Here is a 23,263-nt window from a genome sequence, read left to right as displayed (position 1 = left end):
GGCTTCTCCCTATGCGCTACCCGACCGACGCCACCACGCGCTCGCTCGGCGTGCTCCTGTTCTTCACGGTGTTCGCGGGCGACTTCTGGCAGAACCTCCTCGGCGGCTGGGGCCATCTCGCCCTCGCGGTGGCGATCACCGCGGCCGTGGCGGTCGTGATGACACGCCGACGGCTCTGGCGGCGCCTCGACCCGCGGCGCTTCCCCCGCACCCTCGTGCTCGTGGCCGCCTTCGCCGTGGTGTCGGTCGCCTGGTCGGCATCGCCCGGCGGTTCGGCTCTCGGGCTCGTCGCGCAGGCCGCCGTCACGCTCGGCGCCCTCTTCCTCTGCGTCGCCCTCAGCTGGCCGCGGCTCGTGGCCGCCCTGAGCACGGCACTGTGCTGGATCCTCGGGCTCTCCGTGGCGTTCGAACTCATCGCCGCCGTGTTCGTGCGCGCCCCGATCCTGCCGTTCTGGGGCGGCTCGACCACCCCCTGGACGCAGGCGGCGCTCTTCACCGGAGGCCCCGTGCAGGGCATCGTGGGCGACAGCGGCCTGCTCGCCTTCGTGGCGGTGCTCGCCGGGCTGGTGCTCGGCGTGCAGCTCGCGCAGAGGCTGCGCCGTCGCATCCCGACGCTGGTGTGGATCGGGATCGCCGTGGCACTCCTCGCCCTCACCCGCTCGCTCGTGGCCCTGGCCGCCCTCGTGATCGCGGCCGCGATGCTCGGGGCCCTGCTGCTCGCCCGTCGCCTCGGCCCCGGCCGCCGGGTGGCCGTGATGGTGGGGATCGCCGTGGTCACGGCCCTCGCCGTGGTGGCGGTTCTCGTGTTCGCGCCCACGCTGCAGACCCAGAACGTCTGGAACGGCGTCTGGTCACAGCTCGGCGTGGTGGGCGTGCTGCTCGCCGCAGCCCTCGTGGTGGGCACCTGGCACCGGCTGTGGTGGTTCGCGATCGACGATCCGCTCGATTCGCTGGGACTGCCGATCCGTCAGGTGCCGATCACTCTCGCGCCCGCGCTGGTGTTCACCGCGCTGATCGTGCAGACCTTCTTCGACGCCGGGCCGCTCGCGCACGCCGGCTGGCTCGTGCTCGTGGTGTTCGCGCTGAAGTCGAAGCTCGACCAGACCGCGGTGTCACTCGACCTCGCGAACGGCGCGGAGCGGGTCAACCCGCTTCCGGCCCGGGCGTCCAATACCCAGTCCTCGAATACTGTAGTGCCTCATAGAACGCCGACAGTGTTGTCGCGAATGAAAGGCTGACGCTCATCGATCCCGTCATCTTCCCACCATCGAATTCTCCGGTCGCCAGCGTTGTTGTCCTCGCCTGGAAGATGGAGGAGACACTCCTCGCGTGCCTCGAATCGGTGGCAATGTCCGAAAACGCCCCGCTGTTCGAGATGATCGTCGTTCTGAATGGCGCGAGCACGGCCGCCCGCGACCTCGTGGCAAGCCGCGTCTCCGGCGCTGTCATCGTCGATCTGCCGAGCAACGTAGGCTTCGGAAGCGGATGCAATGCCGGAGCTGGCGTTGCCCGAGGTGAATTCATTATCTTCCTCAACGATGACACGGTGGTGGATCCGTCGTGGCTCGAACGGCTCGTCTCTGCGGCGCGCGACCTACCGTCAGCGTCGGCGATTGCAAGTCTTCTCCGCAACACCGATGGCACCCTCCAAGAAGCGGGTAGCCGCGTACTCGCCGATGGAACGGCCCAGCTAGGCAGAGGGATGTCGCTGGAAGAGGCGGCATCCCAGGGGCTACTTTCTCGCCGCGAGATCGATTATGGCTCGGCAGCCGCTTTGCTCGTCAGGGCCACCGCGTTCCGTGCCGTCGCCGCCTTCGACCAGGCCTTCGAGCCCGCCTACTACGAGGATGTCGACCTGCAGTTCCGACTGCGCCTCGCGGGCGGCGACATCATCTTTGAGCCCTCTGCTCAGGTGAAGCACGTTTCCGGGGCCTCGACATCGGCGAGTGGCCGATACCGAGAATGGGCGTCGTGGCATGGCTCACGAGTGTTCCAGGATCGGTGGGCGGACGTTCTCGCTCATGCGCCGGAGCCGGACGCGCCGCTGAGCGTCCTCGCCCCGGTGCGCGAATGGGGCGACGCCTCTGCCATCACGAACGGGCGTACGCTCCCGACAGCGGATGAGATCACCGCAGGCGCCCCGTCGACCGCGCTCTCGCTGGCCCAGCGCTACGCGGCCTGGCTCGAAGCGCGACTCGATGCCATGGCGGCCACGCTCGAGCATCATCAACGTCACATCGAACGCCGTGAGTTCGAGCTGGAGCACCTAACGACCGAGGTCGAAACCAAGATCGCCGAGGTTGAGACCCTGCGAGACGAGCTCAGGACCGTGACCAGTCGCGCCGATGAACTGAATCATCGGCTTCATGACCTCGACAACAGAGGCGTTATCGGAATCGCCAAGTGGCGTGCGGGTCTCGTCGCAGCGCGACGCCGGGCACGCAAGTCGAGATGACCCGAGTGAACCTGTCCGCTGAGGATGAGGCCACTCAGCGACCGAACGATTCCCGAAGCGCCTCGAGTCCATCGACCGTGCCTCCGTCGAAAATAGCCTCACCGTGCGACAGCACCACGACACGATCACAGAGGTCTTCGATCTGAGCGGAGCTGTGCGACACGAACACGATCGTGCGACCCTCCTTCTGAAACTCCCGGATCTTCGCCATGCATTTCTCTTGGAACGGCTCGTCACCCACCGCCAGCACCTCGTCGACGAGGAGGAGGTCTGGATCGACGTGCACGGCTATCGCGAATGCGAGCCGCACGTACATGCCCGATGAGTAGAACTTCACCTGGGTGTCGATGAAGTCGCCGATCTCCGAGAATTCGACGATGGAATCGAAGTACTGTTCGGTCTGCTTGCGGCTGAGCCCGAGGATCGCACCGTTCAGGAACACGTTCTCGCGGCCAGTGAGGTCGGGATGGAATCCTGCTCCGAGCTCGAGCAGGGCAGCCAGCCGGCCACGTCGTTGCACGATCCCTGTGTCGGGTTGGATGATTCCGCCGATCACCTTGAGGAGCGTGCTCTTCCCAGAGCCGTTTGCGCCGACTAGACCGACCGTCGATCCGGCCGATATCTCCAGGCTGACGTCGCGGAGGGCCCAGAAGTCATCTTTGTGCTTGTTCGACCGGCCGAAGTTGACGACCCGCTCCTTGAGCGACTTGTCTTTGCGGATCACGAATCGCTTAGAGACATCGGAGGCGCGAACGACCACGGGAGTCGATTCAGGTGCTGGTGAGGACATTCAGATCTCCTGCGCGAAGTTGCCCTGAAGGCGTGCGAAAATCCGCTGCGCGATCACGACGAAGACGAGTCCGACGATCGCCGTGATCACGAGCCGGATGTCCATGTGCTCAGGCCACGGCTGAGCCGGGATGACGTTCCCCTCGATGACACGCTGCTCACTTCCGGCCTTCCAGATACCGCGATCGAAGGCGATCATGCTGATCGAGATGGGGTTGAGCAGATACAACTCACCGAGCCACGACGCTCCTCGCTGCACGGTCGCGTTGACCACGAACGACCACGAGTACACAATCGGACTCGCCCAGAAGAACAACAGGATAGCGACCTCGACCAGGTACTGGACGTCGCGCAGGTACACATTCAACGCTGAGAGCAACAGGGCCAGCGCTGTGCCGTAGATGATCACGATGATCACCGCGACAGGCACATACAGCAGATCCCAGGAGAGCGGGAACTGCCCCAGGGCGATTGTCGCGAGCAGCAGAATGCCCATCTGGATGGCGAAGTTAAACAACGCCGAGCCGACGCTGGCGAGAGGGAAGATCTCTCTGGGGAGGTAGACCTTCTTGATCAGACCCGCATTCGTGATTATCGAGCTGGTTCCGGCGGTGACAATCTCGCTGTACAGCCCCCACAGCGTCAAGCCTGCATAGACGAAGATGGCGAAGTCTGGCACACCCCGCGCGGCGCCGAGTACCTGTCCGATGAACACGTAGTAGATGAGCAGCATCGTCAGCGGCCGGATGAGGGACCAGACGAATCCCAGGCTGCTGTCTTTGTATCGCGACTTCAGCTCGCGGCGAATCAGGAGGTCCAAGAGCTCCTTCTGCCCGAAGATCTCCCGCACCGCGGAGACGAAGCCTCCGACCGACCGCACCGACGTGGGTCCGGACGACTCGAAGGGAAGGGTAGCTAGACGCTGAGCGCGTTCCGTTGCCTGGTCAGTCATTCATCCTCGTCATTTCGGGACACTCGAACACGTCCCCGCCAATAGTACGTAGTGCATCTGGGTGGTCAGTCACGGGTAGTCGGATCGACGAGGAGCCAAAGTCGATCTGCATAGGTGTCCCAAGATCGCAGTGGAAGATTCTCGGCTTCCCTGCGCATGCGTTCGAGAACCTCGTCACCCGAGAGCAGCTCGCCCATTGCGCGGGCCATCGAATAGGCGTCGTGAGGATCGGCCAACACGGCACCGTACCCCTCGCCAAGTTCACGCATGCTGCCGAAATCCGAGGTGACGACCGGGGTTCCCGATGCCAGCGACTCGACAATCGGAAGACCGAAGCCTTCATTGAGTGAACAGAAGACACTGAAGCGAGCGATGCGGTAGAGACTCCAAACGACCTCGTCGCTGGCATTCGAAAGCAGGATGATCGGGCGCCCGGCTGCTCGTAGCCGCTCGACCATGGCATCGAACCGCGAGGTGTCCCACGAGTTGCCGCCAACCATGACGAGGGCGAATTGATCACCCTGGCGCCAGCGCAGCTCGGCCGCCACGAGAAGCCGTAGGTGATTCTTGCGCGGCTCGTGGCTGCCCACCGCGAGCACGACGTTCACGTCGTCGAGTTCGAGGTCGTGCCTCACGCGCTCCACTGTTTCGACCGAGACCTCCCCGATACCCGCCGGCAAGTCAACCTGCACGATTTCGGGCCCCACGAGGCCCGTGGAGGGGAGCATGCTGCGCCATCCCACATACTCGATCTGAGCCGCCGACGAGATGGTGGCGACCGAAGAGAACCGAGCGAGGGTCGCGAGATACTTGCTGAAGGCGCCCGGCATGCCGGCTCCGGCGGTTTCGGCGCTCGTGACCGGGATCGTGTCAAAGCCGACAGCGACCGTGCGTGAGCCGCTGAACTCGGCGATGGTTCGTATACGCAGTGCCCGCTCGTGGTCCACGGCGATTTCGGGAAGCACGAACGTCGCGCGGAAGGGGATCACGACGGGCGGCTCCCCGCTGAGCGACTCGGGTGCAGGGTGCAGGGTCGCGCGCTCGTACTCCAGCGGCGTGACGCGATGAAGTGATCGGCCGTCCTGAGTCCAGCTCACGCATTGCACCTCGTGCAGGCCCACCCAGCGGGTGAGCGTCTCCCGAGCGACGCGCTGGATTCCTGTGGTGAACGTGCTCCGCCCGGTATCTGTGACATCGACGATCACGCCGCCCGACACGCGCACAGGCGACGAGTTCTTCTTCACGATGAGCCGGTTGCGGTTCGCCCTGTCGCACTCGGTCTTGAGCAGCACGGCAAGTCCCTCGAGGCGCCATCGGCGGGTCAGCGCCTCCACCCGGCGGGGGTTCGGCACGGCACCATTGATGACGGCGATGGCGAGGTAGCTCACCAGGTCATCGGGCGACGGTGTCGCACGCACGATCTCCGAGATGAGGGCATCTACGGATCGACCGGTGACGGCGATGCCGAGGGCGCGCGCGATCTCGCGCAGGCGCGGGATCAGGAAGTCATCTTTGCTCATCCGCGGACCGCCAGTTCGAAGTCGGCCGCCTGCCACAGTTCTTGGGCGTATTCGCTCCAGGTCCGTGACGCCGCATTCGATGCCTCGCTGCGAAGCCGCGCGATGAGGTCATCATCGTCGAGCAGGCGGCGCATTCCTTCGATGATCTCCACGTCGCTCCGTGGGTCGACCGCGAGGCATCCCCCCTGCGCAGCGATCTCCGCGAGACTTCCGAAATTGCTCGTGAGTACCGGAGTGCCGAGTGCGAGCGACTCCACGACCGGCAGGCCGAACCCCTCGTGCAAGGAAACAAGGGTCGTGAACCGCGCCTCCTGGTAGAGCGCCCAGAGCCCTTCGTCGTCGAGCGAGCGCAGCGAGCGGACGTCGAGCCCGCGACGCCGGAGTCGACGCACGCGGGCATCGAAATCCTGCGTGACGGCTCGGCTACCTCTACCGACGAAGACTATGCGGAAACGATGCCCCTGATGGTGCAGATACTCCGCCGCGAACAGAACCGCCTCTTGGTTCTTGCGGGGCTCGTGGCTTCCGACGCAGAGGACGAGAGGCAGCTCTCGCGGGCCCGGTCGCCTGGTCCCAGCCGCTCGAGCCGGCACCTCGCCCGCAAGCGGAACAGCGGTGACGGACGGGCCGGCCAGCCCCTGGGCCCGCACAGCGGAGGCGAACCCTCTGAACTCGGATGCGGCCGACTCACTCACACCGATCACTCGGTGCGCGTGCTTCACCACAGTGAGAAAGTGAGCGAACCGCTCCGACTCGGAATTGGGCTGGCCCTCCGCGCTCACGAGGGGAATCGCATCGTGACCGATGAGTGTGACGGAATTGCCGGAAAACTCGGCCAAGCAGGCCAGCGCGGCCGTCGTGGAGGGCAGCGGCACTTCCGGCAGAAAGACATCCGTCTTCCAGGGCACAACGATTGTCTCGGTGAACTCGACGCTTTCCATCGGGTGCCGGTGACCGACCGGGTAGCGCCGCTCGTTCCAAGAGAGCACGCGATCGGTCTCGTACTCGTCGATCTCGCGCATGACAGTCGAATCTGCGGTCCAGGCGACGATCCGTATCGAACGCCCTTGCCTCTCCCATTTCGGGAGTGTCTCGCGCACGACCCGCTGGATGCCCGTGTTGTGCTCTTGGGTGGCGCAGAAATTGGCGTCGACCACGACTCGTTCCGACTCAACTCTCAACGTTCGGCCCAGGACATGACGCTGAGAGGCTCCCGCGAGAGTGCCTTCGAGAACCGCGAGCATCGCGGTCGCGGTAGTGCTGAGTTCGATCAAACTCAGGAAGTTGGTGAGCTGGTGAGGAGTGGGGAACGATCCGGAGACGGCGATGTAGACGAGCCACGCCTCGTCAGTTCGACGTGACTCCACGATGCGCCGCGAAAGGATTTGGAGGAGATCACCCGGCGCGACATCCCCCACCTCGATACCGAGGGCTTCTGCTGCCACTCCGAGCCGGGCGAGCATCGCGGACTGCAACGCCTCGGTCGACGTCATCGGCCGGGCCTCAACTTCGTGGCCAGCTGGTTTCCGGCGATCCGGATAGCGCGCGAGGGCCCGACCTGCCGAACCTTGTTGCGCAGGAGCTTTGCCGCGCGGAGCGGCTTTGTGATGCGCCAGGACAGAGTCTGTTCCATGGCCCAGAGGGTATCGGTGGCATGTGACGCGACCTTCACCCAGTCGCTGAGAACAGCATCGCGCAGCTCGGAGAGTTCACGCTCGAGTTCCTTTTCACGGTCGTCCGACACGATTGGTCCTTTGCTGTCTATGGTCCAGGGATGCCCTCACGCGGTGATCCACGTCAAAACAAGCGATCAGTTTAGCGGGCCGACGCCGCGGGACCGACCCAGTCAGGTCACGCGGTGAGATAGTCCCACAGTTCGTCAGCGTAATCGTCCCAACTGAGGAACGAGTTGGCTCTGGCCGCTGTCGTGAGCTCATCGAGGGCTGGTCGCGATGTGAGAAGCCGAGTGAGCTCCCGCTCCAGCGCACGATCGTCGTGGGGATTCACCTGTACGACACCGGTGTAATGTTCGGCGATCTCCCGCATACTGCCCACGTCCGACGCGATCACGGGCGTCCCTGATCGAAGCGACTCCACGATCGGAAGGCCGAACCCCTCGTGCGTCGAGGTGAAAATCGTGACGTCGGCGAGTCGATACGCCGCCGCGAGATGCTCGTCAGTTGATCCGGTGAGCACCTGCAGGTGATGGCCTTCCCCGATCATCACCTCCGCCAGCGCGCTGAATCCCTCGTTCGACCACGTCCCGCTCCCGATGAAGACCAGTCTGAACGACAGTCCCTGATTCCACAACGACCGTGCTGCAGTGAGAATCGACAAGTGGTTCTTCCTCGGCTCATGACTGCCCACGGCGAGCACGAGTGGTTCACCCTCCAGGATGCCGAGCTGCTCCGCCGCTGACGAGTCATCGCCTGTCAGGGGCGACGGAGAGTCGCCCCCCAGGAAGACCGCACGGATGTCCGGGCCGGTCTTGCCGCTCGCAGAAAGCATCCTTTTCCATCCTTGGAATTCCGTCGCCGTCGCCGTCGAGATCGTGCCGATGCGATCGGCATAGGAGAGTGCTTCCAGATACAGAGGAAAGAGAGTGGCCATCGCCGGGGTCGCCGTCTCGCCCGAGGTGAGCGGGACGATGTCGTAACCAATGGCCGCGACGCGCGCTTGCGCGAAGCGGCCTAGCGCCAGAATCCGCTCGGCGCGCTCGGGCTCGGCGGCGATCTCTGCCACGATATACAGCCCTCCGACGGGTAGCACCAGAGCAGGGGCGTCATCGGGACCGTCGGACCCCCCGCGCGCCACATCTGTCGAGATGGTGCCGGCGGTAACCTCGCGGATCCGACGGTACTCTGAAGACGTCAGATGGCGGAGAGCCCTGTAATCCGATGTCCACGAAACGAGCACGATTGGATGCGCCCCGTCCCATCGGCGCACCGTCTCGCGCACCACTCGCTGAATGCCGGAGATGCTGTCGGTGCTGCTCGCGTGCGTCACGTCGACGAGGATCGCCCCGGTCACCACGTCGAAACCGTTGCGCGGGCCGAACACCGTGGCGTCAGTGCGGCCACCGAGCAGTGTGAGCGCGGACATCGCTCCGTTCAACGCGATGCTGCGACGGAGCGCGATCACATCGTCCTCGCGGGGCAACTCCCCACGGATGGCTGTCCAGGCGAGCCAGATATCCGCGTCCGAGGGCGGGCCGACGTCAAGCTGGAGGGCGAGTGCCGCCACGAGAGCGGCGGGATCTCCCGCTACGTCTATAGCGTGCTCGCGCACCACGTCGGCGGCCCCGCTCCGCACGGCCGAGGGAGTCGAGTCGGACGCTGTCATGCGTGCGCCCCTTCGTGGTCGGCGAAGCCGGGATCGGTGACCGCGGCCCAGATCGCGTGCGCGTAGTCGGTCCAGCTGGAGTCATCGCGAGCCGCGATCTGGCGCTCGAGTTCAGCGATCAGCGCATCGTCCTGCAGCATCACGCGCATCGTCGCAATCACCTTCTCGTCGTCGCGCGGGTCGACCAACTGACAGCCGCCGCCGTCGGCGATCTCCGCCGTACTGCCGAAAGAGGTCGCCAACACGGGAGTGCCTGCCGCGAGCGATTCCGCGACAGGAAGCCCGTAGCCCTCATGGACGGAGAGGAAGACTGAGAACCGGGCCGAGAGGTAAGCCCTCGCGAGGTCCGTCTCACTGACATCGTGACGCACGGCTAGCGGACGGCCGCGGTGGATCAGGGCGGCCGCAGCATCGGTCACCTCAGTGTAGGCAGGGCTCCCTGCCCCGCCCATTATCACCAGGGAGAAGTCGAGACCCTCTCGCCAAAGCGTCTCGGCCGCGTACAGCACTGTGAGGTGGTTCTTGCGCCGCTCGTTGCTCCCTACGGCGAGCACGACCCGTGACGAGCTTCTCTGCTCGGACTCCTCGCTCGAATCGTCGTCGACTGGAATCCGCTCGAGAGGGAGAAGCACTGAGGTCACCCGCGGACCGGGAAGCCCTTGGGTCACCAGCGCGTCGGTGAAACCGGAGAACTCGACACCGGCGGAAGCGGAGATGGCGACGATGAGATCGACGTGTTTCAGGAACGCCAGATAGGCGGCGGAGCGGAGACGTTCCACCGCGCCAACCGTCGAGCCGCTGGTTGCCGGAATGGCGTCGTAGCCGAGCACCACGGTGCGATTGGCGGAGAATCGCGCGATCGACGCGAGGGTGGCTGATGCTCCCTCGTGGGTGTTCTCCGGCACGAAGACCGTCGTCTTCCACGGCACGACGAGTGGCACATTCATCTCGACGCGATCCGAACGTTCGCCGGCTTTCGACTGGTCCCAGTCCCGTACTCGCGCCTCCTCGGATGCGTCGAGTCTCCGAAGGGCCACACCGCTGTCGCTCAGACCGACCAACGTCAGTTGCCGTTTCTCGGCAGTCCACACCCGCACCACTTCACGGGTGACCCGCTGCACTCCCGAGTTGAAGCCGTGCCGGGCAGTGAAATCGACGAAAACCACGGGCCGGTCGGTCACGACCTCGATCTCGCGCAGAAAGGAGTCGTGTCGACCCATCCAGACCCCGGAATGGCCCAGAATTCGGTGGACGGCTTCTGCGTTGTCGGCACCGCGGAGATCTCTGATGAGGCCACGGAGGAACGCCTCGTCAGGGATGCAGCCGCTCACGGCGGCGAGGAGCAACCAGACGTCATGCGTGTCGTCTCTAGGATGCACGCGCTCGACGAGGGAGACGAGCAACTCCTCGAGCCCGACCTCCATCAGCAATTCGGATGAGGCCCCGAGAAAGTGGGGGGCGACCGCTCGAAGTCGCCTCTCGAGAGCTGCCCTCGCGAGCAACAACTGCTCACTGCCTGAGGGCAGCACCGGAAGCCGTCCCGCTCGAAGCCGGCCGATCCGCTCACGCGCTCGAACCCGGCGAAGCGGTGCCGTTACACGCCAGCTCACGCTCGACCTCATCGCCTCCGCGCTGACATCGCCTGCGAAGAACGCGGCACCCAGACCGGTGAACCAGGAATTGATCTGGCGTGATGACACCAGTTCGGAGCGGATCGGACGATCGTTGGGCATGCAATCCTTTATAGCGGTATTCCCTCCGAGCGGATCCGCTCACATGTCGACATCCGTTCGCGTCCAGTACACTGGCGGAGTTCGTTGCCGCGTCTTTGCTGAGAGCTGCACACTCACTGCGGCCCTGCTGCGTCCGCCAATAGCCAGAAGGAATTTCATGCCTCGCGCCCTCATCTCAGGTATCACCGGTCAGGACGGCCTCTATCTCGCAGAGCTCTTGCTGAGCAAGGGCTACGAGGTCTACGGCCTCATGCGCGGGCAGAACAACCCCAAGCGGGAGCTCGTCGAGCAGACCGTCCCCGGCGTTCACATCCTCACTGGCGACCTGACCGATCTGTCGAGCCTCCTCCGCGCCCTCGAGACGTCACAGCCGGATGAGTTCTACAACCTCGGTGCGATTTCGTTCGTGGCCTACTCCTGGGAGAACGCCCATCTCACCTCCGAAGTCACAGGCATGGGCGTACTGAACGCCCTCGAGGCTGTTCGTCTCTACTCGCACGACGACCCGCAGAAGGTGCGTTTCTACCAGGCGTCGTCGTCGGAGATGTTCGGCAAGGTGCAGAGCGTGCCGCAGAACGAGGACACGCTCCTGTGGCCGCGGTCACCCTATGGAGTGGCCAAGGTCTACGGCCATTACATGACCATCAACTACCGCGAGTCGTATGGCATGCACGCCTCGAGCGGCATCCTGTTCAACCACGAGTCGCCCCGCCGTGGCCCGGAGTTCGTGACACGCAAGGTGACGCAGGCAGTCGCCCGCATCTCGCTCGGGCTACAGTCTGAAATCGTTCTCGGCAACCTCGACGCGCGCCGCGACTGGGGCTTCGCCGGAGACTACGTCGAGGCGATGTGGCTCATGCTGCAGCAGGACGAAGCCGACGACTACGTCATCTCCACCAACGAAACCCACGAGATCCGCGAACTGCTCGAGCTGGCCTTCAAGGCTGTCGGCATTGATGACTGGTCTTCCTACGTCAAGCAAGACCCCCGCTTCATGCGACCTGCGGAGGTCGACCTCCTCATCGGCGACTCGACCAAGGCTCGGGAGAGGCTGGGCTGGACTCCGAAGGTCGACTTCCCCACCCTCGTGAGCATGATGGTGGAGAACGACGTGGCGGAGCAGAAGCGTCTCGCAGGCCTCTAGGAGCCCGATGCCCGTCGCGCTCATCACCGGGATCTCCGGTCAAGACGGCTCCTATCTCGCGGAGTCATTGCTCACGCGCGGTTACACCGTGCACGGTGTCGTACGCTCCGCTGCGCCAGAGGACTTTCCCGCCCTGCAGAATCCGAATGTGACCCTGCACGAGATCGACATTGCGGCTCCTGCCGCCCTCTCGGCGGCGGTCGCGCAGGTGGAGCCCGACGAGATCTACAACCTCGCCGCCGTCAGCAGCGTGTTCCGCTCGTGGCAGGAGCCCGTGCACACGGCAGAAGTCAATGCCCTGCCGGTGGCACAGCTCCTCGAGTCGGCGTGGAGTCTCCAGCAACGTCTCGGCCGACCCGTGCGCTTCGCGCAGGCTTCGAGCGCCGAACTGTTCGGCCAGGCCACCGTCTCCCCTCAGAACGAGTCGACGCCGATCAATCCGTCGAGTCCCTACGGCGCCGCCAAGGCCTATGCCCACCACATGGTAGGTGTGTACCGCCAGCGCGGGCTCTTCGCGACAAGTTGCATCCTCTACAACCACGAATCCCCGCGCCGGCCTGAAGCGTTCGTCACCCGCAAGATCACCGCGAGCGCCGCCCGCATCGCCGCCGGTCTGCAGCAGTCGTTGGAGCTCGGCAATCTGACGGCCCGCCGCGACTGGGGGTGGGCACCCGACTTCGCCGAGGCCCTCAGGTTGGCGGCAACGGCACCGACGGCATCCGACTACGTGATTGCGACAGGAGAGACCCACTCGATCGCCGATTTCGTGGAACGGGCCTTCGCTCGGGTGGGGATCGCCGACTGGAAGTCGGTCGTGTCGATCGACGAGTCGTTCAGCCGCCCTGTCGACCCGATCGAGCAGTCCGGCGATGCGTCGCGGGCCCGGGCAGAACTCAACTGGCGGCCTACGATGACGTTCGAAGGCATTGTCGACGCAATGGTCGACGAAGATGTTCGCCTCGTTCGAGGCGGCCTAGATACCCGAGGATGAGAGCCGAACACACTCCACACGTGCTCCTAGACGCGACCGCCCTCCCCGCGAGTCGCGGTGGTGTCGGTCGCTATGTCGACGGGCTAGTCCCTGCCCTCATCAATGCAGGTGTCGATCTCAGCGTCGTGAGTCAACCGGGCGACCTAGCGAACTTCGAGCAGGCCGGAGCCCACGTGTTCCCGGCTCCGCGACTGACGAGCAGCACGGCCGGCAGGCTGCTCTGGGAGCAGTTCGGCTTGCCCCTACTGGCGCGTCGGATCGGCGCCGACGTGATCCACTCTGTTCACTACACATTCCCGCTGGCGACGCGCCTGCCTCACGTGGTGACCGTTCACGATCTGACCTTCTTCACTCATCCGGAGCTGCACACCGCAGTGAAGCGACGCTTCTTCCGTTTCTGGATCCGGGCCACGAAACGGGCTCGGGCTACGATCGTGACCCCGAGCCGCGCTACCGCAGATGAGTACGTACGGCTGACAGGTGCGAACGGCGATCGTGTCGTCGTCGCACGCCTGGGCTTTGACGCCGAACTCTTCTCACCCCCATCGACCATTTCGATAGATGCTCTGCGCGCTGACCTCGGTACCGGCGATCGGGGCTGGATCGCGTTCCTGGGAACGCTGGAACCGCGGAAGAATGTTGTCGCACTTATCGACGGCTACCTCCAGGCGGTACATGACGCAGAACGCAAGGCACCCCCCTTGCTCCTGGCCGGAGGACCAGGCTGGGACGACGAGGTCGATCCGGCACTCCGCCGGGCCGCTGCTGCCGGAGCCGATGTGCGGGCACTCGGATATCTCCCCCTCGAGCAGCTGAGCGCGTTCCTCGGAGGGTCGACCATCGTGGCGTACCCGAGCCTCGGGGAGGGATTCGGTCTCCCGGTGCTCGAGGCGATGGCCACGGGGGCGTGCGTACTCACCACCCGCGAGCTGTCGCTGCCGGAGGTCGGGGGCGACGCCGTCGACTACACCGGAACATCCGCGGTCGAGATCGGTCGACGCCTCGCCTCGCTTCTCGCCGACCCAGATCGGCGAGCCGAGCTCGGGTCACGAGCGCTCATCCGAGCTCGCGAATTCACATGGACGAACAGCGCGATCGCTCACGTAGGCGCTTATGACAGAGCGGCGGCGAACACGTGAGCGCGAGTGTGGCTGTGGTGATCGTGACCCACCACTCACACGACCTTCCGCTCTGCCTCGCTTCGATCCCCGGCGCAAGCACCTCTCCGACGCTTACGGTCGTGGTCGATAACGCCACGAGCGACGACAGCGTGCGAACGGTGATGGCGGAGAATCCGGAGGCCGTCTTCATCGAGACGGGCGAGAACTTGGGCTATGGTCGCGCCGTCAATCGGGCCGTCGAGACCCTCGGTCCCGAGATCGAGTGGATCCTCGTCACGAATCCCGACACGGTCTTCGGCGTGGGTGCGATCGATACCCTCATGGCCGTGGGCGAGTCCGACCCGAGAATCGGCTCCGTCGGACCTCGGATCACGAACTCCGACGGGTCGGTGTACCCCTCGGCCCGTTCCCTGCCCTCCCTTCGTACGGGAACCGGCCATGCTTTGTTCTCACGGGTCTGGCCGACTAATCCGTGGACGGCGCGGTACCTCCGTTCGTCCGTCTACAAGCGGCCTGGCTCCGATCCGGTGCCGGCGGGCTGGCTCAGCGGTGCCTGCGTTCTCGTTCGGCGGACGGCCTTCACCGAGATCGGCGGATTCGACCCGCGCTATTTCATGTACTTCGAAGATGTCGACCTCGGTAAGAGCCTCGGTGAAGCCGGCTGGAGCAACATATATGCTCCCGCTGCCACCGTCGAGCATGCAGGGGGATCGTCGACAGCCCGCTACTCCCGTCGGATGCTCATCGCGCACCACTCGAGCGCGGCTCTCTACCTCAGTAAGAAGTACTCGGCCTGGTATTTCTGGCCACTCCGCACGATCTTGAGGATGAGCTTGTTCGTGCGTGCCCGCCTCAAGTCGTGATCGGTTCGAGTTTGTCAGACCGCGCCGACATCCTTCGAACGAGCGATCAGGGCCGCGGCAGGCTCGGAGTAGCCGACCTCGCGAATTGCGCCGTCACGCACCTCGAACGATGTGATGCTCGAGAGCGAACACCGCCGCTTCCGTGGGTCGTGGAAAAGTCTCGTGCCCAAGACCGCGCGATGCGCCATCCAGATGGGTAGCTGGTGACTCACCATGACCACGTCGCCGGGCGAGTCATCACCCGCCACCGACTGGATGAGAGACATCATCCTGGCCGCGACCGCGGCGAAGGGCTCACCCCAACTCGGTCGGAGCGGATTCACAAGGAACCGCCACGCGGCTGGCTTGGCCAGGATGCCGAGATTCATCTGGAACCGGCCACCCTCCAGCCGACTCGAGGCCTCGATGAGCGCCACATCAACGCTCGCGGGGCGCCCGAATGCTGCGGCGATGGGCTCGGCCGACTCCTGAGCGCGCTCCAGAGGAGAGGTCATCACGGTCTTCACCTCGTAACCCTGCGCGACCAGCTCGTCAGCGGCGAGCTGAGCCATCCGAACGCCTGATCGCGAGAGATGGAAGCCAGGTAGTCGACCGTAGAGGAGGCCGTCGGGGTTGTGGACCTCACCGTGGCGCACGAGATGGATTCGATTGGGCACGACGTCCATCCTTCCAGATCCCGTCGCTTCACATCCCTTCGGCCGTCCGGCGATGCCGCCACAAGGCGTGTGCTCCAAGCGCGTGACACGACCGAATGCTAGTGTTCCAGCGTTGCTGGCAGCACTGCCTCGGGGAGAGATCAGACAATGATGAACGCATCAAATGCCCCAGGGCGCGCACGTGGATCACTGATCCAGAAGATCGTGGTCGGTGTTGTCGCAACCCTCATCGCCGGCTTCTTGTCCGCCGCTGTCAGCCCGGCCACACCCGCTGACGCCGCGACGGGGAGCGACTTCAATGCGGGGCGGATCGTGAGCGACTCCGTGTTCTACGCATCCACATCGCTGAATGTCGATCAGACCCAGGCATTCCTGAACTCCCAGGTCTCCTCGTGCCGCAGCGGATACACCTGCCTCAAAGACTACGCCCAGGCGACTCCGAACATCTCCGCAGATCGGTACTGCCCGGGCGGGTTCGCCGCGTCCGGTCGCGACAGCGCCGCCGCGATCATCGTGAAGGCGGCGGTGGGCTGCGGGATCAGCCCGAAAGTGCTGCTGGTGCTGCTGCAGAAGGAGCAGTCCCTCGTGACCGACACCTGGCCGACGACCGGCCAGTACAACGCCGCGACAGGGTTCTCCTGCCCTGACACCGCGCCGTGCGATACGCGCTATTCAGGATTCGCCTACCAGGTCTACTACGCGGCGCGGCAGTTCCAGGTCTATGCCCAGAACCCCACCCTCTTCAATTACCGCGCCGGTCGGGTGAACAGCATCCTGTACAACCCCAATCGCGCCTGCGGCACGAAAGACGTCTTCATCGAGAATCAGGCGACCGCAAGCCTCTACGTCTACACCCCGTACACTCCAAACGACGCCGCTCTCAGCAATCTGTACGGCACCGGCGACGGCTGCTCAGCCTATGGCAACCGCAACTTCTGGAGGCTGTACACCGACTGGTTCGGCTCCACGATCTCCGGGATCGACTCCAAAGACGCCGTGTCCTTGATCTACTCCCTGTACGACGACATCCTCCTTCGCACGCCCGACGAAGGCGGAGTGAATACCTGGCGCAACTACTTGATCGGACAGGGGTGGCCGACCGTGAGTGTCGCCAACGGCATCCTGTACAGCGACGAGTACTTCCTGCAGCGAATCGATGCCGCATACCAGGAAGTGCTCGGCCGAGGACCCGACCCCATCGGTCGCGCCGACTGGCTCAATCGGATGCGTACGGGAACTACGAGTGTGGATGAGATCCGCATGACGTTCACCCGAAGCCAGGAGTACTACGACAAAGCAGGGGCAACAGACGACGGGTATGTCGCCGTGCTGTATCGCACCATGCTCGGTCGGGATGCCGCACCGGGCGACATCGCATACTGGGTAAATCAGATCCGGCTCCAAGGACACGGCTATGTCGCCAACGCGATCTGGAATTCGTTCGAATCAGGGACCATCCGGCTCACACGGATCTACAACCAATTTCTCGATCGCGGCATAGATGCCGGCGGCATCAGCAGCTGGGTGCCGCTGCTCACCAGTCAGGGAGATCAAGCCGCGCGCTCGGCAGTCGTGAGTAGCCTCGAGTATCTGCTCAAGGCCAGAGACAGATTCCCACAAGGATAAGGAGGCACGGCTATGCGCATGCGAACTCTGGCACTGACTGCCCTCTGCGTGATGCTGCTCAGCGGGTGCGCCTCGAAGGGCGGTGCCGGCACAGGCAGCGGCCCCGTCGACTCTCCCTCACCTACCTCGACCATAAGCCCCACTCCCACCGTCACGCCCGAACCGGAACCGACCTCTGCGGGATGGAGTTCTGAGGGAGCGTGGGATGCCTGCTATCGAGCGCATCTTGCGGAGTTCCCGCTCGCGGAAGGAAGCAGCATCGACCCCTTCGACGACGACGACGTCACCTGGGATCCCACGCTCGACGGCTATGTCGTACACCTGACCGGCCAGGTCACCGAGAACGGCTCAGAGGTCGACGCGACCCGTGTGTGCCTGGTGCAGGGCGATCCAAACGATCCACAGGTCGTCGTCAACCCCGTGATGGAATAGCAGATGACCTCAGCTCACGATGACTCTGCCGCGCCCCACCGTCGCACTCTGACGCGTCGGCAGGTGACGGCGGGAGCGATCGGTGCCGCAGCAATGGTCGGACTGGTGAGCGCGGCAGGCGTCGAGGGCGCGGCGGCCGCGCCCGCTCTCTCCTTCGTGTATCCCTGCGACGAACGGCGCGTGAGCGACGACTGGGCGGCTCACCGGGCCCGCGGTTCTGCGGGCGGCACCGATTACATCGCAATCTATGGGAGCGAGGTGAGAGCGATGGCGAACGGCACGGTCACCACCGCCGACTGGACCACCTCCGGCAGCGGTGGCCGCTACATCCGAATCGACCACGGCTCGATGGGACCGTATCGGAAGGTCCAGACCGACAGCCTGCACCTGTCCGAACTCTATGTACAAGCGGGCCAGACCGTGACCGTCGGTCAGGTCATCGCTCGATCCGGAGCATCGGGGTTCGGCTCTGACTACGGGTACGGGCCTCACCTGCACATCAGCGGGTGGTTCGACGGCTCGAACCTGGACATCGAGCCGTACGTCTCCGCGATGACAGTGCCTGACGCTACGTCGCTGGTGTACGCCCTCTACCAGGACATTCTGGTCAGAAAGCCGGATGAAGTCGGGCTTGCATCCTGGCGAAATGCCCTTGTCAAGCAAGGTGCACCAACCATGAGCGTGGCCAACGGGATCCTGTACAGCGATGAGTACTACCTCCAGAGGATCGATGCCGCTTATCGCGAGATCCTCAACCGTGATCCCGATCCGATCGGCCGGGCCGACTGGCACCGCCGGATGCAGACGGGCACGACGAGTGTGGATGAGATCAGGATGACCTTCACTCGGAGCCTCGAGTACTACCTCGCGGCAGGCGGAACGGACACTGCATTCATCGGTGTCCTCTACCGTACAATGCTCAGACGCCAAGCCACGGACAGCGAGATCGTCAACTGGGTGAAGATAGCGGCAGCCCAAGGCACTGGCACCGTCGTGTCGATGATCTGGAATTCCTACGAGTCAGGAACCATTCGATTGAACACGGTCTACAATCAATTCTTGAAACGGGATGTCGACCCTTCCGGGGTGAAGAGCTGGGTGCCCCTGATCACAGGTCAGGGCGATCAAGCCGCCAGAACGGCGATCGTCACGAGCGCCGAATACCTCATCAGAGCTCGGGAGAGGTTCCCTCAGAACTAGCCGAGGGACTGCGCGCTCAGCCCTATCACGCTCAGATCGGATGCGATCTCGCAGGTGGTGACCATCGACGCTGTTTTGCCCTGGAACTCGTCCTTCCACGAGACCAGCGCGATGTAGGTGTCGGACCCGGATGCAGTGACTGCTCCAACAGCGAACGGCTCGTAGCTCGCCCACTCGGGGTAGAGCTGCTGACTGGCGGTGACGCACGACTGCCAGGCCTGCGCCTGGGTCGCTTCGGAAACCGCGGGCTCTGCTGGTGCACTCGGCTCACTTGCCGGGGTAGGTGTCGCCGCGGCGGTTGGAGACGGCGTCGCGGTCGCACCGGACGGTGAAGTCGACGTGGGTCGAGGGCTCGGGGTCGCGGTCGCGTGAGGGCTGCTGGAGGTGGGGCTCGGCGTAGACCCTGACGCATCCGCCCCGACGCATCCGGCCAACGCGAAAGCAAGGCATGTAACAGCGAGAACGCTGGCGGTTCGGCGGAACATACTCACCTTGTCAGTTTGACAGAGTACCGTGCGTCACGTCGCCTGACGCGCGGCGAAAGCATCACCGCGGTGATTGATGCGAGGGCCCGAGTTCGTATACCCAGACTCCCCCATGCAGCTCTCCGGGGGCCGTGATCGCGCCGTCTACAACGGCCTTCCAGTTCGCCTCTTCTTCGGGCACAAGGATCGTGTCCACGTCATATTTTGCAAGATACGTGGGAAGGGTCGAGGCGAAATCGTAGTCGAAGTCATCCACGTAGAGGGCGACGCCGGTCGGGTCGCGCAATGCCGCGGGCAGCGCCGCTCCCCCACCGTTCCCGGTCGGTGTGGTGAACCGGAAATCGGACTCGGCCACCCACCTCATTCCCGGTCCCCATTGGCCGGCCGGAAGCACCAGGACGTTGTCTCCAGACTGCACGTAGTCGTCGATCTGTCCACTCGTCACGAATTCCGGATCGCGAGCCTGGACCGGGTAGATGATCCCCTCCGTGGTAGGGATGAGCAGCACGCATGTGGCCAGCGCTAGGGCTCCCGTGATGACCCGGCGCGGGCGCCTCGTCGACCACAGGTAGGCCACGAGAACGGCCAGGGCCATGAACGTGAACGCGCTGAATCGCATAGGCAGAGCGTGATCGATCAGCGGGATCTCGACGATGAGCCCCCACGGCATCGGGATTGTCCATTTCCCGTTGACCATCAGCAGCGGGCCGAAGCTGGCAACTAGGGAGACGACGGCGAAGACCGCGATTCCCAGGGGTCGGCGCTCCCGCATCGCACGCAGCACGAGGGCCATGAGCACGATCAGCGTGATCGGAATGTAGGCCGTGTTCTCCGATGCACCGGCAAGCCAGGCTTCCCGTGCATCAGTGAAGATATTCCCCCCAATCGCGGTGACCTCTGTCGGAATGAAGAGATTTGTGAACTCGGTGACGTAGATCGAAGGCGGGTTCACCGGCTCGCTCGGCACGCCGGACCTCAATGCGGCGAAGATCACAGGCAAACCGAGTGCGACACCGGCGACGTATCCAGCACCGATGGGCAAGAGGAGCCGCACGAGTCGGGTCCGCGTCGGCGCGGAACCCACGGCCAGCGCGATCACGAGCGCCGCTCCGGCGAAAAGCGACTCGGTCACGAAGAGCTCCGTCGATGCCCCCAGGGTGAACACGACGATCAGAGCAACACCGAGAATGAGCCAGCGCCTCCGCAGACGCTTGTTCGCTGCCCTGGCAACCAGGTAGGCGAGCAGGGGCAGGCCGAAGATCCACATCAGGTTGAGATGACCGAGGATGTGACCCGCGAAGTAGGGGCTGAGGCTCGCAATCAGCCCGGCGAGCAGCGCTCCCGAACGGTTACGGAAGAGCTCATGTGACAGGAGGTAGACGGAAAGGGCGCACAAGACGATGGACAGGATCACCGCGACGTTGAAGGCGACGGTGCCGCCGAACAGCCACGTCACGGGAGCAACCAGGATCGACACAGAGGGGATCGATATCGCGTTCCCGATGTCGAGGCCGTCCGGCGCGTAGAGATTCGGAGTGAAAAACGGATCCAGCCCGCTGGTGAGAGCGTGCAGATTCCAGGTCAGGTAGTAGGCGAACGATGCGGAGTCACCGGGGCTCGACAGCTGCTCCTGCGAGAAGTCACCGAGCACAGGCCATCCCCAGACGAGTACGACGACAACAACTAGCACCGCAATCGGAACGAGGTGCTGGGTGCGATCAACGAAGCGGCGGACCCCCTCAACCACCTATACCCACCAGCCCGATGATCTGCTCGGGTTGGCCCACGACCTCGATTGAGACACGAGCCGTGCTTCCATTCACAGCCACGCCGCTCAGATCCAGCGCGACGACACCGCCTGACGCGACCTCCGTGTCCACGACCAACCCGTCCTGAACAACCGCGATCTCAGATCCTGTCGGTACACCGTCCACAGAGACGAGCAGCGAGCTTCCCTCCAGGGATGCACGGTTGGTGAGTAGATCTACCGGCGCAGGCCCATGCCCACCAGAACGGATGACACCCGCGGGATCGACCCCATATCCCCAGGTCGCACTGCCAGGGACGTCGACCACCGGCGTCGCCACGACCGCCGGATTGTCGAAGTCGAGCAAGGCGAACGTGGAGTTCCGCTCGATCACATCAGCGTCTCCGTCGAAGTAGCCGCCGGGCCCGACCAGCACGTAGCGATCGCGTTCCCCCTCCCAGAAAGAAGTCATCGCAAGATCCGACCGGTATCCCAGGTCACCGCGAAGACTGATGTAACTCACATCCGGGAGTGAACGAAGTGACTCCGAGATCCAGAGTTGGTCGAAGAGACTCGCTGTAGCGACTGTGATATCGGCGCCACCAGCTTCCTGGACGCCTTTCACCCATCCGGCGGCGTCGGAGAAATCGTTCGTCACGAACCTGTCGTCGGGGCCGTTGACGACGACGAAATTCCAGGCTCCCAGCGCCGAGAGGCCGACTACACCAGCCGCCACGGCCACGAGCCCTGCACCGGTAACTCGTTTGACCGCACCTCCGGAAGGGCCAGCACCCTGCAAGCGCTCCACCAGTGCGGCCCATCCAATGACGGCGGCGCAGATGATCAACGGCGTGACCATATCTGAAGCGCGCCCCGTGACGTAGTCGTTTCCTCTTGTGCCGATGTAGGCGGCCCCCACGATGGCGATCACGATCCCGACCGCCAGCCCCCGCGAGCACGTGAACACCAAGGCGAACAGCAGCCCTAGACCTGCCGCCACCCCGCACGCGATCACCGCTACGCGACTGAGCTCTCCTACGACGGTCGGAGGCTGGGCACTGAGGAGCGCAACATAGGGACTGGCGAACACACCGAGCACGCTCAGTAGATCTGATCCGCCCTTGCCATTCGAAGCGGTCATCTGGAATGTGATCGTGATGCCGTAGATCGCGCGCACCCAGATCAGCGGCCCGACCGCGACCGCGACCGCGAGGACGGCCGCAGCCCGCTTGAGCCTGGTCGCAAGGGAGCGGATAGGGCCGACGAGCACGACCCCCGCGATGACGGCACCCGCGAAGACGGCATACTCGGTGTAGGTGCCGACGAGAGCGCTAACCGCAATCGCCGCCACCCACAGCGGCACCCGAGTGTCCTCGATATCATCGCTGCGCCTCCTGGTCCGCATGGCAACGACGCCGATGACCAGTGGGACCATGGCGATCCCCAGAATGGATGCTGCGTTCTGATTCTGCACCTGGTTGACGAGAGTAAACGTAGTTACCAGGGCGGCGCCCAACAGCACCCTGGCGGCGGCGGTGATCCGGAAAGCCGAACCCAGAACCCAAGCGCTTCCTGGTATCAGCAGCACATAGACTGCGATGAGGGGCGTGAAGGTCGCGACCGGGTCGCGAAAGAGCACGTCACTCACGCCCGCGTGCAGCATGTCCTGTCCCACCCGGAGGCCAAGTCGGATCGACTCGGCTGCCGGACCGAACGCGGGGGAATCGAGGCCTGAGCTCGGGCCCTGACCGATCGACGGCGACTGAAGAACGCTGTGCTCCGAGAACCAGTCAGCCGAACCGACGTAATAGAAGGCGTCGTTATTGGGGCTCGGCTGCGCGGCCAACGGTGAGCGCGCGGCCAGCGACGGCCACAACGCGACCACAGCGCCAATGGCCCCGGTCGCGAGCACCAACACAAGGTGAATGAGAGAGCGACCGGAAACGAAAGATCGGAAACGCCCGACCACCGCGGCGACCACGAGAAGGACGAGGCATGCGGCCACGATGATCCAGATACCGACCCGCACGGGAAGGACGAGGCCTGTAACGTGCAGGAGCACCACGAGACCGGCGGCTCCGATCACCGGTATGGCGGGAACCAGCTGAGTGCGCTGTGCGCGTGGAATCCAGACGAGTGCCGTGACACCCACGAGGGCGAAGAGAAGAAGCGCGCCGACTACGACACTGATGATCGCGACGATGTCG

General features: G+C 64.3%; 20 protein-coding genes and 1 pseudogene. 10 read left to right on the top strand and 11 right to left on the bottom strand.

Features of this window, described 5'->3' with window-relative positions:
- Window positions 1-11: 11 nt before the first annotated feature.
- Both EPO52_RS03385 and EPO52_RS03380 read left to right on the top strand, forming a co-directional pair.
- A complete protein-coding gene (locus EPO52_RS03385) occupies window positions 12-1,238 on the top strand; it encodes a hypothetical protein (protein WP_290801939.1) in 1,227 nt (408 codons plus the stop codon).
- Window positions 1,235-2,455 (top strand): glycosyltransferase, encoded by a 1,221-nt coding sequence (locus EPO52_RS03380; RefSeq protein ID WP_363339280.1) that lies wholly within the window; start codon window positions 1,235-1,237, stop codon window positions 2,453-2,455. Before EPO52_RS03385 ends, EPO52_RS03380 begins: the two co-directional genes overlap by 4 nt.
- Window positions 2,456-2,537: 82 nt before the next feature.
- On the opposite strand, the pseudogene EPO52_RS03375 reads toward EPO52_RS03380, so the two are convergent.
- The 7 genes and pseudogenes from EPO52_RS03375 to EPO52_RS03345 form a co-directional block, all read right to left on the bottom strand.
- Window positions 2,538-3,245 (bottom strand): annotated as a pseudogene (locus tag EPO52_RS03375) (ABC transporter ATP-binding protein); the annotation flags it as partial.
- The gene (locus EPO52_RS03370; protein ID WP_290801935.1) at window positions 3,246-4,094 is read right to left on the bottom strand and encodes an ABC transporter permease; all 849 of its coding nucleotides are present in this window, start codon (window positions 4,092-4,094) and stop codon (window positions 3,246-3,248) included. It abuts the pseudogene before it with no gap.
- A gap of 167 nt (window positions 4,095-4,261) precedes the next feature.
- Window positions 4,262-5,584 carry a glycosyltransferase family 1 protein gene (locus EPO52_RS03365; protein ID WP_290801933.1) on the bottom strand — a complete coding sequence of 441 codons (1,323 nt, stop codon included), beginning with the start codon at window positions 5,582-5,584 and terminating at the stop codon, window positions 4,262-4,264.
- Between the two features lie 128 nt (window positions 5,585-5,712).
- Entirely contained in the window at window positions 5,713-6,873 is a 1,161-nt protein-coding gene (locus EPO52_RS03360) for a glycosyltransferase family 1 protein (RefSeq protein ID WP_290801930.1), read from the bottom strand.
- A 332-nt stretch (window positions 6,874-7,205) separates the two neighbouring features.
- Entirely contained in the window at window positions 7,206-7,460 is a 255-nt protein-coding gene (locus EPO52_RS03355) for a hypothetical protein (RefSeq protein ID WP_290801927.1), read from the bottom strand.
- A 107-nt stretch (window positions 7,461-7,567) separates the two neighbouring features.
- A complete protein-coding gene (locus EPO52_RS03350; RefSeq protein WP_290801925.1) occupies window positions 7,568-9,058 on the bottom strand; it encodes a glycosyltransferase family 1 protein in 1,491 nt (496 codons plus the stop codon).
- On the bottom strand, window positions 9,055-10,239 hold the full coding sequence (locus tag EPO52_RS03345; protein WP_290801923.1) for a glycosyltransferase: 1,185 nt from the start codon (window positions 10,237-10,239) through the stop codon (window positions 9,055-9,057). Before EPO52_RS03345 ends, EPO52_RS03350 begins: the two co-directional genes overlap by 4 nt.
- A 27-nt stretch (window positions 10,240-10,266) precedes the next feature.
- Between EPO52_RS03345 and EPO52_RS03340 the strand changes: the two genes are divergently transcribed.
- From EPO52_RS03340 to EPO52_RS03320, 5 genes are all read left to right on the top strand, one after another.
- The gene (locus EPO52_RS03340) at window positions 10,267-10,497 is read left to right on the top strand and encodes a hypothetical protein (RefSeq protein ID WP_290801920.1); all 231 of its coding nucleotides are present in this window, start codon (window positions 10,267-10,269) and stop codon (window positions 10,495-10,497) included.
- 451 nt (window positions 10,498-10,948) lie between these two features.
- On the top strand, window positions 10,949-11,935 hold the full coding sequence (locus tag EPO52_RS03335) for a GDP-mannose 4,6-dehydratase (RefSeq protein WP_290801917.1): 987 nt from the start codon (window positions 10,949-10,951) through the stop codon (window positions 11,933-11,935).
- A gap of 7 nt (window positions 11,936-11,942) precedes the next feature.
- A complete protein-coding gene (locus tag EPO52_RS03330; RefSeq protein ID WP_290801914.1) occupies window positions 11,943-12,926 on the top strand; it encodes a GDP-mannose 4,6-dehydratase in 984 nt (327 codons plus the stop codon).
- Window positions 12,923-14,065: a glycosyltransferase family 1 protein gene (locus EPO52_RS03325; RefSeq protein ID WP_290801911.1), complete on the top strand. Its 1,143-nt coding sequence runs from the start codon at window positions 12,923-12,925 to the stop codon at window positions 14,063-14,065. The genes EPO52_RS03330 and EPO52_RS03325 overlap by 4 nt, the downstream gene beginning before the upstream one ends.
- The gene (locus EPO52_RS03320; RefSeq protein ID WP_290801908.1) at window positions 14,062-14,910 is read left to right on the top strand and encodes a glycosyltransferase family 2 protein; all 849 of its coding nucleotides are present in this window, start codon (window positions 14,062-14,064) and stop codon (window positions 14,908-14,910) included. The genes EPO52_RS03325 and EPO52_RS03320 overlap by 4 nt, the downstream gene beginning before the upstream one ends.
- A gap of 14 nt (window positions 14,911-14,924) precedes the next feature.
- Here EPO52_RS03320 and EPO52_RS03315 read toward each other — a convergent pair whose 3' ends face one another.
- Entirely contained in the window at window positions 14,925-15,575 is a 651-nt protein-coding gene (locus tag EPO52_RS03315; RefSeq protein WP_290801906.1) for a histidine phosphatase family protein, read from the bottom strand.
- 315 nt (window positions 15,576-15,890) lie between these two features.
- On the opposite strand from EPO52_RS03315, the gene EPO52_RS03310 reads away from it, so the two are divergent.
- Genes EPO52_RS03310 through EPO52_RS03300 form a run of 3 tightly spaced genes read left to right on the top strand, consistent with a single transcriptional unit; the run spans window position 15,891 to window position 18,824 of the window.
- The gene (locus EPO52_RS03310) at window positions 15,891-17,192 is read left to right on the top strand and encodes a DUF4214 domain-containing protein (protein WP_290801904.1); all 1,302 of its coding nucleotides are present in this window, start codon (window positions 15,891-15,893) and stop codon (window positions 17,190-17,192) included.
- 12 nt (window positions 17,193-17,204) lie between these two features.
- Entirely contained in the window at window positions 17,205-17,624 is a 420-nt protein-coding gene (locus tag EPO52_RS03305; protein WP_290801901.1) for a hypothetical protein, read from the top strand.
- Window positions 17,625-17,627: 3 nt separating this feature from the next.
- Window positions 17,628-18,824, top strand: coding sequence for a DUF4214 domain-containing protein (locus EPO52_RS03300; protein ID WP_290801898.1), 1,197 nt, complete (start codon window positions 17,628-17,630; stop codon window positions 18,822-18,824).
- Window positions 18,825-19,091: 267 nt separating this feature from the next.
- Here the strand turns inward: EPO52_RS03300 and EPO52_RS03295 are convergent, their stop codons facing one another.
- The 3 genes from EPO52_RS03295 to EPO52_RS03285 all read right to left on the bottom strand — a co-directional run bounded on the left by EPO52_RS03295 (window position 19,092) and on the right by EPO52_RS03285 (window position 23,208).
- Complete coding sequence (locus EPO52_RS03295) at window positions 19,092-19,250, bottom strand: hypothetical protein (protein WP_290801895.1); 159 nt, start codon at window positions 19,248-19,250, stop codon at window positions 19,092-19,094.
- Between the two features lie 120 nt (window positions 19,251-19,370).
- Window positions 19,371-20,960 carry a glycosyltransferase family 39 protein gene (locus EPO52_RS03290; RefSeq protein ID WP_290801893.1) on the bottom strand — a complete coding sequence of 530 codons (1,590 nt, stop codon included), beginning with the start codon at window positions 20,958-20,960 and terminating at the stop codon, window positions 19,371-19,373.
- An 88-nt stretch (window positions 20,961-21,048) separates the two neighbouring features.
- A complete protein-coding gene (locus EPO52_RS03285) occupies window positions 21,049-23,208 on the bottom strand; it encodes a hypothetical protein (RefSeq protein ID WP_290801892.1) in 2,160 nt (719 codons plus the stop codon).
- Window positions 23,209-23,263 lie beyond the last annotated feature (55 nt).

The sequence above is a fragment of the Herbiconiux sp. genome (assembly GCF_004297105.1).
Lineage (GTDB): Bacteria > Actinomycetota > Actinomycetes > Actinomycetales > Microbacteriaceae > Herbiconiux.
This window is presented reverse-complemented; position numbering and strand designations above follow the sequence as displayed.